The following is a 17,907-nucleotide window of genomic DNA, read 5'->3' as shown; positions in this document are numbered from 1 at the left end:
GCGGAGCAGCGGGCAGTCCTGGTGCGCGAGGAGACCGGGGCGCACGGAGCGGGCGATGCGCGCGCCGAGCGTGACGTGCGCGCGCTCCGCCCAGGCGAGGATCGCCGCGTACTGCGCCTCGGCGCCGAGCTCCTGGAGCTCCTCGCGCTCCATGGACAGCTCCGCCGCGGTGGCGCGCGCCGGCGTCGAAGGCGCAGAGCACGGCCGCGGCCGGAGGCCCTTGGAGCGCGAACTCGTCGAGCGCGCTGACGTCGAGCTCGTGCTCCTCGAGCGCCCGGAGCGCGACCGCTGTGCGCCCTAGAGCGGCGCGTCCTCGTCGAGGTCTTCGCCGGCGCTTTCGTTGTCGTGGTCGCTGTTGCCTTCGAGCTTGCTGGCGAAGTGGAGGGTCAACAGGGACATGAGCTCGCGGAGCTGGGTGTCCTGCTGCTCGGCGGCCTCGTCTCCGTGGGACTGCGCGGTGGGGCTGCTCTGCTCATCGGCTCGGGGCTTGTTCTTCTTGCCGGGCTGCGCGCGGGGGTAGGCGGGTCGCCCCCTCCGGCGCTTGGTCGCCTTGGAGGCCTTCGGCTCGTCCGGGGGTGGCGGCATCCGGCGCGGCGGACGCTCGCCCGCGAGGACGTTGCGGGCCCTCTCCTCCTGCTCCACGACCGTCTCAGCGTACGCCACGAAGCGCAGCGCGTAGAACGGGACGCCGGCCTTATCGAGCTTTTCACCTAGAAGGGGCGGCAGCCGCGCGATCCGTGCGTACTGGCTCTGGCGCGCCTTCGACACCTGCGCACGCACATTCGGCGGCGTCTGGTACCTGAAGGCAGCGCACCAGGCATAGGTGATGAATTCTGGCACCAGCAGCCGCTCTTGGTGACGTTCGTCGAAGCCGTAGGTCGTCACGAAGCGGGGCGGCGGGGGTCTCCTGCGGCGCTGAAAGCGCCCTCCATCGCCGCTTGGCGTGGGCGCCAGCCGCGCGGCTTCGTCCTGGAGGCGCTTGTGCTCCCGCTCCAGCTCCGCCGCCCTGCGCTCGAGTACCCGCTCCCTTCGGGCGAGCTCCCGCCGCTCCTGCTCGAGCTGATGGCGCTCTAGGGCGACCTGCATCTCCTGCTCGTGGTGGTCGGTGCGGTCCTCAGTGAGCAGCTCAACGACCACCGGCAAGCCCACGGCCAGGGCGGGCGCGGCAGCAGCGAGGGCCTCGACCAGCGGCGAGGGCTGCGGCGACTGGGGGGCCTGCGGCGGCTGTGGGGCGTGCGTGCCCTGCGGGGGCTGCCGGTCAGGGGAGGCCATCCGTCCCACCGTACCGATGGACGCGGCCGGGTCGACTCCATACCCGGTTTACGACGGCGTAAACCGGTCGCATCTTCCGCGCCATCGCTGCCAGATGCCGAACCATTTCGCAGGGTTGGCCGTACAGCCAACGAGGGCTCAAGCGTCGTCTGGCGCGGCGCTGCGCGCAGAAACGAGCTTCGTGCCAAGCGGGACGCGCAGCGGAGTCGAGGTGGGCGCCGGTGAGAGCAGGGCCGTCGATGTCCGCCAGGTCGGCGGCATAGCGGGCCTCGTCGAGTGCCTCGGCGCGGCGGTCGTGCAGATCGAGGCGTGCATCGGACAGCCCGGGGCCGTTAGTGGCGTCACGCTATATGGCGACCGGTGCAGATGAGCCGCTCGAGCTGGGCGCGGGCGAACTCGGGAGCGCGCTGGCGTCGAGGCCGAGCGACGCGAGGTCGTCGAGCGCGCCGGCGTCACTGAGCAGCGCGATTCGTATACGAGACGCTGGGCCAGGTCGGGCGAGCTCGGGGCCGTCGAGGTCTTCGAAGCACGGCGCGGCTGGCGTCGAGGCCCTTGCGCGCGAGCTCGTCGGGCGCGTCGGCGTCGACTCCCGACTCGGTTGGCTCCTGGGCCGTCATCTATTCGCCGACCTCCGCCGGTCGCGAGGGCCAGCGAGGAGCCGTTCGACCTCACGGCGGGCACTGGCTCGTGGCCATGGCGTGGCCGTAGCGCTGACGTGGCATTGACGTAGCGGGCGTCCCGGGGCCCCTCCGTGGCAGCATGCTCCACGTGGTTCCGTGGGGTTATGCGCGCCCTTCGGCCGTTCTGGCGCGGTGTGTTGAGTCCGGCGCCATGTACGACGCCAGTGTGATCGCGAGCTCGCCGGCGTCCACCTCGACGCCCGCGGCCCCTCCGCGGTCGACCCGGGCCGCGGCGCCAAGCCTGCGCTCGAGGAACCCGCCGGCGACGGCCCCGAGCTCGACCAGGTGGACGGCGACGGCCCCGAGTTCGCCGGCGTTGAGCACCAGTGTCCAATCACCAGCGCCCGACGTGACCCTCGACCGCGCGGACCGCCCCGAGCTCGCCGGCGTCGTCCTCAACGCTCGCGGCCGCTCCATGGTTGATCAGGCCGTGGCGTCGAGCCCGCGCTCAAGGAGCTCGCCAGTGACGGCCCCGAGCTCGACCAGGTGGACGGCCGCCTAACCAGCCGCTGTGCCGCGGTCCGGGCAGCCACGCCGGGGCGCGGCTGCCCGGACCGCGGCACAGCGGCCGATCGTTGGGCCGGCGGGCTGTTATGCCAGCAGAGGCACAAACGGGTAACATCTTCCAAGATAGGGCATTTCGACCGACGTCCCGTCCGAGACGTCAGGAGAGTCCACTGGCGCGTGGTGGTCGACATCGACGCGTTCGCCATAGCGGACCGGAACGAAGCCCCCCACCATGGGCTTGACATGGGCGAAAGGTCTAGGTTTTCCTACGCCTTGGTCCATGGAGGTCAGAGACATCAGGGGGCGCGTAGATTTCGGGATCATCACGATCCGCGAGGACGAGTTCGAGGCGGTGCTGGACCGCTTCCCGGAGCATCTAGGCATTGCCTCTGGTCGCCGGCAGTACAATATTCGCCGCATCGCGTCAGACGATCCTTACACCGTTGCCATCGTCCGCTGCGCCGCTCAAGCAAACAGCGAGGCGCAGCAAGTCGCCAACGCGCTCCTGGATGAGCTGCAGCCGCGCTGGCTGCTCGTCGTCGGCATCGGCGGGGGGGCGCCGGCGTTCGAGTTCACGCTGGGCGACGTCGTGGTGGCCACCGAGGTCTGCGACTTCAACGTGGGCGCCGTACTGAAGGACGGCTCGCACGAGTATGCGCTGCACGGCTGGATGAGCCACATCGAGGTTGCGAAGCTGGCGGCTAACCTCCCGGCGATGCGCAAGCAGCTCGGGGCGTGGAACAGCGCGAAGTCAGTGCATTGCGAACGCCCGGGCATGAAGATCTCGCCGAGGTCGCTGTACGGCGACGCAAACTGGAAGAAGAAGGTCAGGAAGACACTGGAGCACCATCTCACCGAAGGACGGCAGGAGCCAAAAGTGACAGCCGGCGCGATCGCGTGCAGCGACATCGTGATGAAGGATGCTGAACTATTCCAGGCATGGCTGAAGTTTACTCGCCAAGTCATCGCCGTAGAGATGGAGTCGGCAGGTGTCCACAAGGCCGCGCAGGACCGGCACGTGCCGTTTATGTCGATTCGCGGACTGAGCGACATCGTAGGACTCAGCCGCGATCCCAAGTGGACGGCGTACGCCTGCCACAGCGCGGCGGCGTTCACGCGTGCGTTCCTCCTCACCAGGCCCATACCGCCGCACGTATCCAAGCATTACGATCCCGCGATCGGTCATGACCTAGGACAAATATCGGATGCAAACCCGACTCGAACACCGATAGATGCGAACTCCGTCACGGCGACCACGACCACTTCCTATACCGTGGGCCACGGTCACCTCAAACGGCTTCCTGTACCGGATAGAATCCTGGATCAGCAGTTCGATCAACTCAACCAGTTGGCCGCGCTCTTTGAAGGGAAGTCAGAGTTGGATTTGCGCCAAGATGCAGCTCTCGACGAGCTTATCGTGGTAAACTGGCTGAGAACTGTCGACGACTACGCCTATATCTCGTTTCGAATGGAACCTAAGGACGTCAAAGAAAGGCCGTATAACAGGATTGGTCGGACTGTTATTACCACCGAAGGATTAATTAAGTATTATCGTCCGGTGGATAGCCATGTTAGGCCGGATCCGGTCGCCCAGGACACCAACGATGCCCCGAAGGACTACCGATCTGTCCCGTGGGCTGAGTACGACCTCTTTGAACTTAAAATACCTGACCGCCTGGGAGACTTGCATGATAATCTTATGCGATTCGTTGAGTCACGGTTCATTCCGGAGGAGTGCATATCTCTAATTCGGGCGTATGCCGACGCGTTGAGCTATAATGAGAGACAGGCTTGGGACCTCTTGCGAGAGGCGGCACGAGAATTCCCCTATGTGTACGCGAATTTCGATGTGCTTCGACGAGCAACGCCGGAGTCGGTGTTGTTCAGATTTACTTCGCGAGTTCATCATCTCAAAGGCCCTGCCGACGCAATCCTCGCCTTTGTACGCAAGTTCCTGACGGTCGATGCGGTGACTCGTGTGCGGTGAGGAACTGCTATGCGCTTTCTGCGGCCCAACAAGGGTCTGCTAGCCGACGCTTAAGTGCGCGAAGCGCGCCCAAGGTTGCGGCCCCGCATCGAAACGGCTGCAGCCTTCGCGGATACCCGGAGTTTCTTGCATCTAGAGGAACCGGACGCTTGACTCTGAGAGCAGTCGCGCATCGCCGCCCACGGAGGCCGTTACTATCTAGGCCAAGTGGACGCCAGCCGCAGTCCGAACCGACAGCCGCGTCGCTGGTGGGCGACACGTCCCCGTTCCGGATACCAGGACGGCGACTGTTTCTACTAGGCTTGCTTTGCACGTGGAGCCAGAGGCACGCGTGAGTGCAAATGGCGGTGAGAAAGATGGCATGAACTACACGCGTTGATTGATAGAAGATGTATGTCGCACCAGAGAGGAATCGATAAATGCTCACACACGACGATCTAGAAGCGGACGACGCAGTTGCCGTCCTCAAGATGTATTGGCCTATTGGGCGACGGCTCAGCGATGCAGTGAACGACTGGGCGAGGTGCCATGATCACTGCCCTGGATACCCACAGATGCGTGAATGTCTGCAACGGACGCTTGAGACATCGAAGGCCGCTGCCCGCGATGTGCCACACAAGAAGATGACGCGCTTGCCTTGCGGGATAGAAATAGAAGACGCGCACCTGCGGTACGTCGAAAGCCAAATTGCACATTTTACCCGGATGACACAGTGGGCCGAACGAAACGCGAGCGACCTTGAAGTGCGGATGCGCGACAAGCCGCTCGCGGAGGTCTGGCCCGAGATCGTCGACAAGTATCCGATTGATATGTCCTATGGCTACGCACAGATCATGGACGTTGAGCGCACGAAAGCTCTGTTCCAGTGTGGACCAGAAGACAACCTTGCCTCGATCAACAAGGTTGCGGCGCGACTCAAGCTGGGGCCGGAATCGGAGGGCGGTGGCTCCCTGCGCGTTCGTTCATCGCAACGTGTGCTCGTTCCTTGAACCGCACCGAGGATCGGCTCGCGAGCCCCACTCGCGATCGCCGTGCTCGGTCAATGAGCGCCACGAGGGACAGGAGCGCCGGGCCGGAGCGGGGCAGCGTCGAGCCCTCTAGGGGCGCCGAACAGGTTGGGGCGGTGCACCTTCAGCGAGGCGGCCCCATGGGATCGGCGTGGGCGCGCGCACCTTGGGGTGCCCGACGGAGCTCCGGGGGCTCCCCTCAGCGCTGCCAGCCCGTGGACCTGGGCGCCGGCCACGCTGGCGGCGTGAGCGCTTCGGCACTTCCTCGGCGCCGCTAGTAGCCGCTGGCGACATCGCGCTGGGCGGGGGCGCCGCGCGCCGGCGTGGACGCGGCGCCGTGGCTCCTGCGTCGCCGTCCAGCGCGGCGCGCGGCTTGCGACCGCTCTTGTGCGGTTCGGGCTTGGTGGCGGACGCGCTCGACTTGTCGGCGCGTCGCCTTCGCACGCCGGCGTCACTGGTCGCGCGTGCTTCGGCCGCCGCTTCAGGTCCCCTCAGTCCGGTCTCGCCGCTCTTGCCAGCGCCCTGCCGTCGCTCTCGCATCGCACGGCAAGCCTATGTCCCCGGCCTGCTCGGCGTCAGAATGCGCTCTGCCGAACGGATACTGTGCGCCGCGCCGGCGGTGGCCCCGCGCGTGACGGTGTCCGCCTCGATCCGCGTGGCCGCCCACGCTGGTGGAGGCCACTCCGGCGTGCGACCGTCGGCGCACCCGGCGCACCGTCACCGCCGCCTTCCTACAACGCCGCAACAGGCCGCGCTCGCGGGCGACGCTGGCGCGCGCGGGCGCCGTCGTGCAGCTCCTGTGTGCGGGCCGTCAGCGCGGCAGCCTACGGGCGGCGCAGCGATGGGCCACGCTCGGAGGGAACGCTGGCACGGCGGCGCCGTCGTGCAGTCCCAGGGGTGCGGCCGGCAGCGCGCGGCCGCGGCGACCTGTGCACCGCGCCGTGACGGGCCCGCGCTGCCGCGGTTTGGTGGCGCACGGACGAGGTGGTGCACTTCCAGGCGCGCATCTGTCATCGCGCCGTCGCGGCGCGCCGGGAACCGTGACCTCAGGGCCTGTACACGCCTCCGAAGGCTTGACATGTCGGGCTGGCCGTCCGCTACGCTACCTTCCTAACGATGCGCAGGACGGGCACGAGGGGTGGGAGCGGATCTAGGGGGTATCCGTCCTGTAGACCCCATCCTCGCGAGGTGCGTGCCGTCGCCGTAGATTCGCGACGCGATGCGAGAGCAAGAGCGGCCTGCGGCGAAGGGTGGTTGGGCGCAGCAGCGAGCGGGTAAAGCGGCGGTCGATGCCGATCTCCCCGCCCGCGTGCAGGTCGCCCGCAGGCGCACGGCAGCGAAGCCGCGTGCCGCCGATGCCACTGCCGACCCCGAGTCGTCGACGAGGCGCCGGAGGCCACGCGTCGGCCGAGCGAGCGCCGAAGAGGCGGCACCAGCGCAGCAACGCCGGCGAGCGGCGAGTCCGGCGGCCGGCAAGGGGGCGCCGGTGCCTGCGGCAGCGGACGGCGAGGCCGGGGAGCGATCAGCTGGCGGCCGCGGCCGGCGCCCGAGGCCACGGACTGGCCGCGAGCTGCTGCCGAGCGTCAGTGTTCTCGAGGGTCTGCTTCCAGGACTTGGGAGCGAGCTCGATGAGCCGCTCGGGAGGCCAGGTTCGCAGCAGGATCAACACGTCGCGCAGGTAGGCCCAGGGCTCGATGCCGTTCAGCCCACAGGAGGCAATGAGCGACACGATAGTGGCGTTCCACTCGGCGCCGTCCTTGCTGCCCACGAAGAGCCAGTTCTTCCTGCCGACGGCTTCGCGGCGGAGCTCAAGCTCGCTCCGATTGTTGTCCAGGCGGAGCCGACCATCCTCAAGGAAGCGAGTGAGCGCGGTCCACTGATTGAGCGCGTAGCCGATGGCCCCGGCGATGGGGCTTTTCGGCAGGACGAGCACGTCCTCTGTCTCAAGCCAGGCGCGGAAGGCCACGAGCACGGGCTCGGCATCCGTCCGGCGCTTCTCGGTCCGGCGGCTCGGAGGCAGCTCCTTGGTCGCCTTGTCGATCGCGTAGAGCTTGCGAATGAAGCCGATGGCGACTGTCGCGCGCTCCCGGTCGGAGGTCATCGCTTCGAAGAACTTCCGCCGGCTATGGGCCCAGCAACCGACCTCGGTCACCTGCTCGGTGCGGAAGAGCTGCTCGTAGACGTTGGAGGCGTCGGCCTGGACATAGCCCTTGTAGCCCCGAAGGAACTCCTTGGGGCCATCCTGGTTGTGATGGGGCGTGAACCGGAACAGGACGTGATCTCGGTCCGCCACCAGGACCCAGAAGTGGCCCCGCCGGCACCTTTCCTTTGCTTGCACCAGCACGCCGGTGGCATCGATGGCGATGCAGTGCGCGTTCAGGGCGTCCTTGGCCATCGCCCCGACGAGGATCGCGAGCTTGTCGGCGCACGATTCGACCCAACCGCACAGCGTCGAGCGCGAGAGGTGAAGGCCCCAGCGCTCGAACATCTTCTCCTGCCGGTGAAGCGGCAAGTGATCCGCGTACTTGCTCACCAGCACGTGCGCGAGCAAACCCGGACCGGCGAGACAGCGCGGGATGGGGCTGTCGGGGACGTCGGCGATCGTGATGCCTTGCTCGGGCTCACCTTTGACCGCGAACTTCGGCCTCACGATCTGCAGCCGCACGAAGCTCGCGGGCCGCCACTCCAGCGTCTCCGACACCTCCTCGCCGACGCGGACGAGCGCGGTCGCGCGCTCATCCTGCGCCTCCGGCGGCAACAGCTCGATCCGCTCGACAGGCAGATGCTCGGGCAGGCGTTGCCGCCCGTGCGGGCGGGCCTGGCGCCCCTTGTCCCCGCCGCCGGAAGAGCCGTTCGGCGTGGCGTCATCGCGGCCTTCCGGCGAGCCGGTCGCGCCCGCGTCCGGCTGCGCACCGGCGCCCGCGAGCATCTGTACGATCGCGTCGAACGCGAGCTGCATCTGCCCGGGGTCGACGTGCTCGGCCTTCTGGCCGAAGATGTGCCGGCGAAGCCGCTCCAGCTCGATGCTGGCGAGCTCGTAGAGCTTGCGGTACTCGTCCCGCTCGTGGGCAGCGCGCGCGAGTTTGTCCTTGAGCTCGCGAATCTGCTCTTCGACCGGCTTGCTCACGGGGCGGTAAGTACTCGTGAGCTCCTGCTTTTTGAAGGGGCTTGTTGAGGAAAGTTACAGCGTCTCGCGGGAATGCAACCATGGGTGCTGCCCGCGAGAATGCAGTGCTATCAGGTAGGATCAGGGGGCTGGAGGGGGTGCAGCCTCAGCGAGGCGGACCTCTCGCCGCAGCTTCGAGGGCGCAAGCGCGATGCCCTCCAGGATCTTCGCGAGCTCGGCGGCGTCGATGATGACGCTCGTGCCACCCGGTGTGATTGCGCGCGGGACTCGAAACGTTCCGCGCTCTAGCCTTTTGTAGAGAAGACAGTACCCGCTGCGGTCCCACCACAGGGCCTTGCAGCGGTCAGCTGCCCTGTTGAAAAAGAGAAACAGCGCTCCGGAGAGCGGGTCCTCCCGTAGCACTTCCCGCACGACAGCAGCGAGGCCATCGAACGACCGGCGCAGGTCGAGCGGCTCGGTGGCAACGTAGATCGAGACGCGGCCCGGGATCATCGCATACCCCCGAGCGCTCGAACAACGCGCGCCAATGTCTCCTCGTCGAACGTCGGTGGTACGCGCACGACCGCGCCGTCTGGGAAGACGATCTCCAGCGCCGCGCCCGAAGGGCAGGCCGCAGCGCCCGACGGGGCGACCACCACCGGGAGCAACGTGGGCAGCGTCGCCTTCTCCGAGCGCTGCCGGTAGTCGCTCCGCTTCATGCCCAGTCGGCGGCTCCACGAGTACAGCGTGCCGGCGTTGACCCCCTCCTGCTCCGCGAACACGCGGGCGGAGTGCCCGCTCTTGTGCCAGCGCGCCACGCGGTCGCGCCAGGTGCGTGTGCTCTCGTCCATCGATACCTCCGGCGCCGGTTTCTAAGCGGCGCAGAGGCTCGAAGACAGGATGGGGTCCGCAGAACGCGTACTCTAGGGGCGATCTACGCAGGAGCCGCGATCTGGGGACTGGAGGCTGATCACGCGGAGCTAGCCGCGATCAAGTAACGCCATGACCACATCCTCCAAGCGTGCGCGCCTGCTGCGGATCGACGCGCTAGCCGAGCGCACGCGCACCCTCGAACTGGACGAGGCCCCTCATGAGGCTAACGACGACGGGCGCCCGGCGCTCGCAGCAGATGCAACGATGCAACTGTTGGGTAGGGTCCCTCGTATTGAGACCGCGAAGCACGCGGAGCCGCACGAAGCCGTCGAGAGCCGTGTCCTCGCGCCATCTCGCCACCGCTCGGGGTGCATGCTCTTGACGCTGGATCCAACCGAGTGGCCTAGGGTAGCGTTGCAGTGCGCGCTCATGCGCGACCAACTCTCAGCGTGACGCAGCAACCAATGATCGGGAGCACGAGAATTTGGGATGGGAACGAGTGGCAGGAGCACATTATTCGGTTGCTGAAGATGCGCTATGCCCTCGGCGACTTCCAAGAGGTGCCCGACCGGCACCGCGGGGACTTCGGCATTGAGGGATTCTCACGAGACGGCCGTGCCTATCAATGCTACGCGCCGCTCGAGCCATTGGCTACCAACGCGCGCTACGAGAACCAACGCGACAAGATTGCGACAGATATCAAGAAGTTCATCGACAACAAGGACGACCTGGTAAAGGTATTCGGCCCGACGAAGATTGCGAGATGGGTACTGGCGGTGCCGACATTCGACAGCGGTCCTCTCGTCCAGCACGCTGAGAAGAAAGCCGCCGAGGTAAGAGCGGCGAGCTTACCGTATGTCGCCTCCGATTTCTGCATAAGCATCGTTACGGAGGACGATTTTGAGGCCGAGCGCGCCAAGCTGTTGCGACTTGGCCTTGAGCAACTGCACATTGCTCCGAAGGTGCTGCAGGTGTCCGACACTGCGGATTGGGCAACCCAAAACTCTTCGCTACTGGGTACCCTTGAGAGCAAACTTGCGCGTGTGCCAACGTTTACGTCGGCGAAGCGTGGGACTCTTCGAGAACGCCTTCTGCAACATTACCTTCAGGGGCAGGACATTCTCGACACGCTGAAGAATAAATACTCGGACGTCTTCGAGGCAGCGATCCGGACCAAGGGGGCACGCGAGGCATTTCTCGAAACTCATTGTTTGATGGCGGAGGACACGCCCCAGCGACTCCTCAGTAAGACGCTTGAAGACTTCAAGCGGGAGCTCATGAAATTCGAGATGATGACCGAGCAGATGGCTGAGGCCTTGGCGTACGAAGCGTTAGCGGATTGGCTCATGCGCTGCCCGCTCGACTTTCCACAGGAGGCGCCATGAACGACCAGTTTCCGGAGCTTGACTGGATTCCTAGGTTCACGTTCGTACAGCGCCCTGTGCCTGTCCCACCGGACCTTCGGCCTCTGTGGAAATTGTTCTCACTATGCCTCATCCTCTCGCGCTGCTGCCGAGGTCAGAAAGCGAGCCTTACCAAACTTCACATCCTTTCATGGTGCCTGAAATCGGCCGTTGCCCGGAATGCGCTACTTTCGTTCCTCGACGGTACACTGCGTCCGGAGGAGGTCATCGTGCATCTCGAGCCGAGCGTGAACCGCGCTATCGATTTCGGAGTCGCTGATGGTGTATTGGGCCTCGTTAGCGGAAAGATTTCCTTAACCGATAAGGGAAAGTTGGCCGTCAATAGCTTGGAGAAAATGGTCGGGGTACTTCAACCGGAGAAGGAGTTCCTTTCGAGAGTGGGCAACCGACTCACAGACCAAGTCATGAAACGCCTAACGGGCGCTACGGCCTAACATGAAACTAAAGGTTAGAGCACTGAAGCTGCGCGTAATGACGGATAAGGGGCCAGTCGGCGCAACTATCCCGTTTAATGATGGCTTATGCATTCTCCGTGCGAACAACACGAGCGGGAAGTCGACCTGCATGCAGGCCATCATCTACGCGCTGGGGCTCGAAGGGATGCTGAGCGCGGCTCACGATGTACCACTCCCCCACGCTATGACGGAGCGCGTCGAAATTGACGGTGAGGATCGCGTTGTTCTTGAGTCGGAGGTCATCCTCGAAATCGCGAACGGTGACGGCCGAATCTGGACGATCGCTCGATCTGTAAAGGGGGGATTCGACAGACATCTCGTGCGGACTTGGGATGGTGCAGCGATCACCGGACGAGGGCCGTTTGCTCAGCGTGACTTCTATGTTCGTCATCCTGGCGCGGCGACCCGCGAGCTCGGATTCCACCACGAGCTCGCTTCCTTTATCGGGTGGACGCTCCCGAGTGTCGGCAAATATGATGGGTCGGTCTGCCCGCTGTATCTCGAATGCGTGTTCCCCATGATGCTCATAGAGCAAAAGAGGGGATGGTCGGCAATCCAGGCGCGCATGCCGCTACACTATAGGATCCGAGAAGTAGGGAAGCGCGCCGTAGAATTTATCCTCCGCATGGACGCGCAGGAGATCGCGATGAAGCGCCAGCGGCTGAGCGAGGTCGTGGGAGCCATTCGCGGACGGTGGAGCGCGCTACTTAAGGAATTACAAGAGCTGGCAGCAGGCATTGGCGCGATCATCCAGGGACTGCCTCCAGCGCCAACGAGCACATGGCCACCGGCTGTCCAGCCACAGTTCATCGTCGCCGTCGGTGGCGAATGGCAGCCGCTGCGCCGATATCTCGCGAACCAGCGTGCCAGGCTGTCACAGCTTGAGGCGACGCCCGTAGCTTCCGTCAAGGAGCAAGCGAGAGACCTTGAGCAGGGGCTTGCCAGAGAGGAAGAGAGGGCTGCCGATTTGGATGCAGCCCTCAAGGAGCTCTTTGAAAACGTGAGGCGCGAGGAGGCCCAACTCACGAGCATCAAGCGGAAGTTGGCGGCCTTGGAGGACGACCTGCGCCGAAACCAAGATGTCGTGAAGCTTCGAAAACTTGGATCGGTACTAGATCTTAGTGTATCGAAGCTGAAGTGTCCGACGTGCCACCAGAATATATCCGATGCCCTCTTGCCTCAAGAAGGCACAATTCGGCCTATGGCGGTCGACGACAACATCGATTTCATCAAGGATCAAATGGCGGCCTATCGTGCCGTGCTCGCAAACACGTCCACGAGCTTGGAAGCGAAGAGCCGGCAGCTCGTGGCGCTTCGGAGCGAGGTTGCCGACGCGCGTCGCAAGGTACGCTCGCTTAAGAGTTCGCTCAGCTCCGATGAGCTCGCGCCCTCGGAAGCCGCAGTCCAGGAGCGCATTAGGCTAAGGGACCGGGTCGAGAGGGAAACAGGCGCCGCGGATCGAATCGAACTGCTGTTGGTGCGATTTGGTGAGCTCGCGGCGGAATGGCGAGCAGTCGATGCCGAACTTAATGCGCTGCCGTCTGACGACCTGTCGGACAGTGATCGTGCGAAGCTTGCAGCGCTCGAACGACTCGTCCAGGACCAGGCGGCCGAGTTCGGGCTCTCGAGCGTGGCTCCTAAATCTCTTGGGATCTCCCGAGACGTCTATCGCCCTGTCCATGAGGGCTTCGATCTCGAATTTGATTTGTCGGCAAGCGATATGATCCGGACTATCTGGGCATATCTCCTAAGCATGCTCGAGCTGTCCCGGCGATTCCATACGAATCACGCGAAACTACTTGTGCTAGACGAACCAAGGCAACAGGATACCGCACGCTTGAGCTTCGGGGCGTTCCTGAGGCGGGCGTCGCACGCCGCAGAGTACGGAGAGCAGATAATCTTTGCCACGAGCGAAGAGCTTGATACGTTGAGTCCACTGCTGGAAGGGATTCCACATACAATGCATCTCATAAAGGGCAAAGTCTTGAAGGCGCTAAGTTGATCGTTTGCGCACGGGCGCGGTTGTTCAGTTCCCGGCGCGCCGCTGTCACCGCACCGGGCCGTCCGGTCGGCCCCATCCAGCTGCGGATGCAGAAGGCGAGCGCGAGCGCAACCACCAGCGCCGACGGGCCGGTGATGCGCACGTTGATCGCGTCCGGCAGCTGGATGTTGTCTCCGGCGCCATGTACGACACCAGCGCGCTCGCGCGCTCGCCGGCATCCACCTCGAGCCGGCACAGCACGGGCGGCCTGCGAGCGCTAAGATAAGCCAGCCGAGCAGGGTGCGCACCGCGTCCATGCTGACGCGCCCCCTCCAGGGTTGACGCGGAGCAGTCAGCCCCGCGAACGCTCGACTGAAGCTGGGGCACTTTCCGGCGAGCCGAGGTAGTCACGCGCAGACATTGACGGTGCGGGGAGCGCAGCGACGACCGGGGACGGCAAGGCGACGGGCGAGGGGGCGGCGAGCGCAGCTACGATCGGCGCAGGGCGGAGCGCTGGCAACTCCTGCGCACCATGCGCCGCTGATATCTGCGAAGGATCGCGCCATGTAATCCTGATCTGCTTGTCCTGCGTTGCCTCGACTTTTGACGAGAACGCGCGGATCAGCGCTCGCTGCACATCGACCGGCAGAACGCTCCACTCGTCAACTATCTGCTGCACATACGCATGCGCGTGCTTGCGAGTCTCGACGGTGTCGTTGCCCGCCGTTTCGTTGAACTCGGCTTCCTTCGCCTCGATTGCTGCAAGTGCGTCATCGAGACGGTTCAGCTCTGTCTTTACGTCCTCGACCGTGAAGAGTCCCTTTGCAACAAATTCCACGACTCGCTGTCGCGCGATCTTGATCTCCCGGCGCTGAGCGGCGAAATCCGGCTTCTCGATCCGGCGCGGCGGTCTAGTAAGCGAGATGAGCAGCGAGCGAGCAAACGCCAGGAACTGCTCTCGCGCAGCGGCATCCGCGTCCGGCTGGCGAAGCCATGCCGAGGACTTGCACCGCACGCCTTTCTCTTTCTGCTCCACGTGACCACGGCAGACGTAATAGCCCACCGTGTGTCGGCTGCGGCGGGACACCGGAACGGCAGCAACGCTACCGCCACATTCCGCGCAGCGGCAGATGCCGCGCAGCAAGTGGTTCGCGGTCGCAGATTCGGCCTGTGGCTTCCGCCCTCGGCGGCGATCTCTCAGTGCAAGCTGGACGTTGTTGAACGTCTCATCGTCGATGATCGCCTCGTGTGCAGAGATCCACTCGGCCGGCAGCTGCACCACGCCGCGCGTGGCATTAGGTCGTACGCTGGTCTTTGCAACACGCCCCGTGTATGTCCGGTTGCGCAGCGCAGTAACGACCCAGGCACGCCCGAACGCCTTGATGTTGCCGTACTCCTGGCGCAGCTGCTTGGCGATCTCGAATACGCTGAAGCCTTCCAGCGAGAGCGCGAACATGCGACGCACCACCGCAGCGTGCTCCGGAACCACGCGGAGGGGGAGCGGCGTCTTCGTCCCCTTGGGCTTCGGCTGGCGTTCGTAGCCGAACGGCGGATGCCCCTCGACGAAGTACCCCTGGACGCGCAGGTGCTTCCGCCCTCCTTCGGTCCGCTCCTTGATGCGGCGTCGCTCCTGCTCCGCGCCTACCGCCCAGTTGGCCAGCGTGTCCTCTGCCATCGGCGACCGTGAATCGAAGCCCTTGTCGATGGCGACGAACACGGCGCCCTTGCGCATGATCTGGCGGACGTTCTTCACGATGAAGACGACGTCGCGACCGAAGCGATCGATGTCCGTCACGATCACCATGTCGCCGCGCCGTACGTCGGCCAGGAGAGCGGCGACCTTCGTCCTGTTCGCTTCGTTCTCCTCGCCGCCGCTCTCGACTTCCGGAAACAAGATCGGCTCCGGCAGCGAGTGGAGCCGGCAGTAGTTCGCGATCCTCTCCGCCTGGGCGTCCAGGGACACGCCTGCGATCTCCTGCTCCCTGGTCGAGACGCGCGGGTAGCCGAGCGTCCGCCGGATCGCGGTGTTGGGGGTTGCGTCTTTCATTTGTTGCACCTGTCCGAAAGGATGATCCTATTACGACCGGGCCGGCTGAGCAAATCGCCGGTTTTGGCCGGAATTTTGGCCTCTCCTGCGTGTACCAAAAGTTCTGCGGCTCTGGGCCGGAGGCGTGGCGGCGCTCCTCGGGGGCGAGTCGCGCCGGAGCGGGGTGATGGCCGGGCTCCAGACGCTTGTGGAGCGTGAGGTCCTGGTGCCGCGCCGCGACAGTCGCTTTCCGGGCGATGAGGAGCTGGCGTTCCGGCATGCGCTGCTGCGCGAAGGGGCGTATGCCATGTTGACCGAGGACGACCGGGTGCTCGGTCACCGGCTCGCCGGCGCGTGGCTCGAGGCGCGGGGCGAGCAGGACGCGCGAGCGCTGGCGGAGCATTTCGACAAGGGTGGCGATGGACCGGCCGCGGGGAGGCACTACCTGCGGGCAGCGCAGCAGGCGAGCTGGGGCGCCAGCGTGCTGGAGCAGGCCGCGCTGGCGCGTCGCGGGCTCGCGCTGCCACTGCCCGCCGACCTGCGCGTGCGGCTGCTCGGCTCGCTCTGCGAGACCGTCATCTGGCAGCCTGAGCTCGCCGCCTCCATGCAGCTCGAGGCCGAGGAACTGATGCAGGCCGCGCCGCGCGGGAGCGCGCCCTGGGCCCAGGGCGCGTCCGCCCGGCTCTCGGGAGCTGCAGTGGCGGGCGATTCCAAGACGATCCTCGCCGTCGTCGCCGCGCTCAAGGGTGCAGAGGTGGCGCCAGATGCAGTGTACCCGATGGCGTTCACGGTCGCGCTGGCCAGCCACATCCTCTATCTGGCGGGGCGCTCTCCGGACGGAGAGCTGCTGTTCGCGAAGCTCGAGGCGATGATGGATCCCCCCGGGGACCGCAGCGCGATCGCGATGAGCGTCTTCTATCTCATGGCGGCGGAGCGGGCTGCGAAGCGAGATGATCCCGCGGGCATGCTGGAGGACGCACGGAAGGGCGTTGAGCTGGCCAGGCAGTGCGGCCATCGGCGCATAGAAAGCCTCACGAGCGTGGTCGTAGCCATGAGCCACTGGTATCTCGGCGCCCCGGAAGAGGCCCAGCGCCTGCTCGAGGCGGTGCCGCTGCCAGATACCGAGCTGGGGCCCGGGTCGGCATTCAGGCCGTTCGCCATGGCCTGGATGCTCGCGGAGCGCGGCGCGCTGGCCGAGGCGCAGACTTGCGCGGAGCACCTCGCCTTGACCCTGGGCTGCGCCCGCGGCCTGCCGGTCGACGAGGGCCGGGGCCGCTGGGTGCTCGCGGAGGTGCTGCGTCGCTCGGGCGCGCTCGAGCAGGCGGAAAGGGAGGTGGAGAGCTCCGTGCTCTTGCTGGGCAGAGCGTGCCCGGACGACGTTCCAGGCGTGCTCGCCACGAAGGCAGCCCTGAAGCTCGCGCAGGGCAAGCCGGAAGAGGCGGTCGCCGCCGCCGAGGAAGCGCTCTCGCGCCAGGCAGCCATGGGCTTGCACGACAGGTTCTTTCGAGGCGGCTCGTTCCTCCGCCTGGTCCACGTCGAGAGCCTCCTGGCGACAGCGCGCCACGACGAAGCCGTCGCTGCGCTCGCCAGCGCGCGCGCCCACCTCTTCTCGATCGCCGTCAAGATCGGCGATCCCGCTTATCAAAAAAGCTTCCTCGAGAACGTCCCGGAGAACCGCCGGATTCTCGCGCTCGCACGCGAATGGCTCGGTGACGAAGGCCGATAATCAACACCGCGTCTCGCGCCCAGCAGACGTACGGCAGCACGACCGCCGCCAGGGCGATCGTGAGCCAGGGATTGTGCTGGTCGGCTGATCCAGGGCGCGTAGGTAAAAGAAGCCGGATCGCAGCGCGAAGAAGTGGTGCGCAGCAAACCGAAAGGGTGGGGCCGCGAGCGTCGTGATGGCTCGGTCCTGGGTCGAAAGAGCGTGGTCCGGGCGGCGCCGAGCGCGCTAGGGGCGCATCGGCGTGCCGTGGGCACACGTGTCCGTCCGGGCGTTGGTCTGGCCCGGGAGGCGCGTCGCGAGACGCTATGCGGCGTCAGCGGGCGCCTTGCGGCGCAGAACGGTGCTCTTCCAGTACGGCGGGCGCAACGTGGGCGTTGGGAGAGCGGTCCTCGGCGTCCCGCTCGGCGCCAACGGCCTCGCGCTCTCGGACAACGCCTTTTACGTCGCCAACACGGACAAGGCCGCGCTCATCAAGATCCCCATCGAGGCGGACGGGACCCCGGGCGCCGCGGTCGTGCTCTCCACGTCGGATCCGGCGATCTGCCTGCCGCTGAAGGGCGCCGACGGCATCACCGCTGACGCGGATGGGAGCATCCTCGTCGCTGGCAACGCGGGCAACGCGCTCGTCCGCGTCGGGCCCGAGGGGAACGAGACCGTGCTCGTCAAGGACGGGCCGCTCGATGGGCCAGCGAGCGTCGCGCTCGCGACGCTGGGCTCGAAGAAGTACGCGCTCCTCACCAACTTCGGGCTCGTGACGCTGCTCGCCATGAAGACCCCTCGTACGGGCCTGCTCTCCTACGGCCCGATCGAGTGAGCGCTGGCCCGACTCGAAGCCGCTGAACGTCGCTGTCACGTGTGTCGTT

The 17,907-nt window shown here is 65.7% G+C and carries 13 protein-coding genes; 7 read left to right on the top strand and 6 right to left on the bottom strand.

Going from position 1 to position 17,907, the window contains the following annotated elements; genetic code table 11:
* The first annotated feature begins 55 nt into the window (after nucleotides 1-55).
* Entirely contained in the window at nucleotides 56-301 is a 246-nt protein-coding gene (locus WME76_RS25035; RefSeq protein ID WP_437954800.1) for a hypothetical protein, read from the top strand.
* Here the strand turns inward: WME76_RS25035 and WME76_RS25030 are convergent.
* A complete protein-coding gene (locus WME76_RS25030) occupies nucleotides 298-1,272 on the bottom strand; it encodes a hypothetical protein (RefSeq protein WP_437954799.1) in 975 nt (324 codons plus the stop codon). The two genes, WME76_RS25035 and WME76_RS25030, sit on opposite strands and share 4 nt — an antisense overlap.
* A gap of 782 nt (nucleotides 1,273-2,054) precedes the next feature.
* Nucleotides 2,055-2,276, bottom strand: coding sequence for a hypothetical protein (locus tag WME76_RS25025; RefSeq protein WP_437954798.1), 222 nt, complete (start codon nucleotides 2,274-2,276; stop codon nucleotides 2,055-2,057).
* Between the two features lie 463 nt (nucleotides 2,277-2,739).
* Between WME76_RS25025 and WME76_RS25020 the strand changes: the two genes are divergently transcribed.
* Both WME76_RS25020 and WME76_RS25015 read left to right on the top strand, forming a co-directional pair.
* Nucleotides 2,740-4,446 carry a phosphorylase family protein gene (locus WME76_RS25020; RefSeq protein WP_437954797.1) on the top strand — a complete coding sequence of 569 codons (1,707 nt, stop codon included), beginning with the start codon at nucleotides 2,740-2,742 and terminating at the stop codon, nucleotides 4,444-4,446.
* Between the two features lie 419 nt (nucleotides 4,447-4,865).
* The gene (locus tag WME76_RS25015) at nucleotides 4,866-5,435 is read left to right on the top strand and encodes a hypothetical protein (protein WP_437954796.1); all 570 of its coding nucleotides are present in this window, start codon (nucleotides 4,866-4,868) and stop codon (nucleotides 5,433-5,435) included.
* Between the two features lie 1,540 nt (nucleotides 5,436-6,975).
* Here WME76_RS25015 and tnpC read toward each other — a convergent pair.
* From tnpC to tnpA, 3 genes are all read right to left on the bottom strand, one after another.
* Nucleotides 6,976-8,580, bottom strand: a complete 1,605-nt coding sequence (gene tnpC / locus WME76_RS25010; RefSeq protein ID WP_437954795.1) for an IS66 family transposase — start codon at nucleotides 8,578-8,580, stop codon at nucleotides 6,976-6,978.
* A gap of 120 nt (nucleotides 8,581-8,700) precedes the next feature.
* The gene (gene tnpB / locus WME76_RS25005) at nucleotides 8,701-9,072 is read right to left on the bottom strand and encodes an IS66 family insertion sequence element accessory protein TnpB (protein WP_437954794.1); all 372 of its coding nucleotides are present in this window, start codon (nucleotides 9,070-9,072) and stop codon (nucleotides 8,701-8,703) included.
* The gene (gene tnpA, locus WME76_RS25000) at nucleotides 9,069-9,410 is read right to left on the bottom strand and encodes an IS66 family insertion sequence element accessory protein TnpA (RefSeq protein WP_437954793.1); all 342 of its coding nucleotides are present in this window, start codon (nucleotides 9,408-9,410) and stop codon (nucleotides 9,069-9,071) included. Before tnpA ends, tnpB begins: the two co-directional genes overlap by 4 nt.
* A gap of 543 nt (nucleotides 9,411-9,953) precedes the next feature.
* Between tnpA and WME76_RS24995 the strand changes: the two genes are divergently transcribed.
* Together WME76_RS24995 and WME76_RS24990 are read left to right on the top strand one after the other, a co-directional pair.
* Complete coding sequence (locus WME76_RS24995) at nucleotides 9,954-10,817, top strand: hypothetical protein (RefSeq protein ID WP_437954792.1); 864 nt, start codon at nucleotides 9,954-9,956, stop codon at nucleotides 10,815-10,817.
* A 474-nt stretch (nucleotides 10,818-11,291) separates the two neighbouring features.
* A complete protein-coding gene (locus WME76_RS24990) occupies nucleotides 11,292-13,313 on the top strand; it encodes a hypothetical protein (protein ID WP_437954791.1) in 2,022 nt (673 codons plus the stop codon).
* 331 nt (nucleotides 13,314-13,644) lie between these two features.
* Here the strand turns inward: WME76_RS24990 and WME76_RS24985 are convergent, their stop codons facing one another.
* Nucleotides 13,645-15,339: a recombinase family protein gene (locus WME76_RS24985; RefSeq protein WP_437954790.1), complete on the bottom strand. Its 1,695-nt coding sequence runs from the start codon at nucleotides 15,337-15,339 to the stop codon at nucleotides 13,645-13,647.
* Between the two features lie 166 nt (nucleotides 15,340-15,505).
* Here WME76_RS24985 and WME76_RS24980 point away from each other — a divergent pair, with 166 nt between their 5' ends.
* Together WME76_RS24980 and WME76_RS24975 are read left to right on the top strand one after the other, a co-directional pair.
* Entirely contained in the window at nucleotides 15,506-17,044 is a 1,539-nt protein-coding gene (locus WME76_RS24980) for a hypothetical protein (protein WP_437954789.1), read from the top strand.
* 325 nt (nucleotides 17,045-17,369) lie between these two features.
* The gene (locus WME76_RS24975; protein ID WP_437954788.1) at nucleotides 17,370-17,858 is read left to right on the top strand and encodes an SMP-30/gluconolactonase/LRE family protein; all 489 of its coding nucleotides are present in this window, start codon (nucleotides 17,370-17,372) and stop codon (nucleotides 17,856-17,858) included.
* Nucleotides 17,859-17,907: the final 49 nt, after the last annotated feature.

Source organism: Sorangium sp. So ce119, assembly GCF_051524405.1.
Lineage (GTDB): Bacteria > Myxococcota_A > Polyangia > Polyangiales > Polyangiaceae > Sorangium > Sorangium cellulosum_G.
Note: the sequence above shows the minus strand (reverse complement) of the source record. Positions and strands in the feature narration are given on the sequence as shown.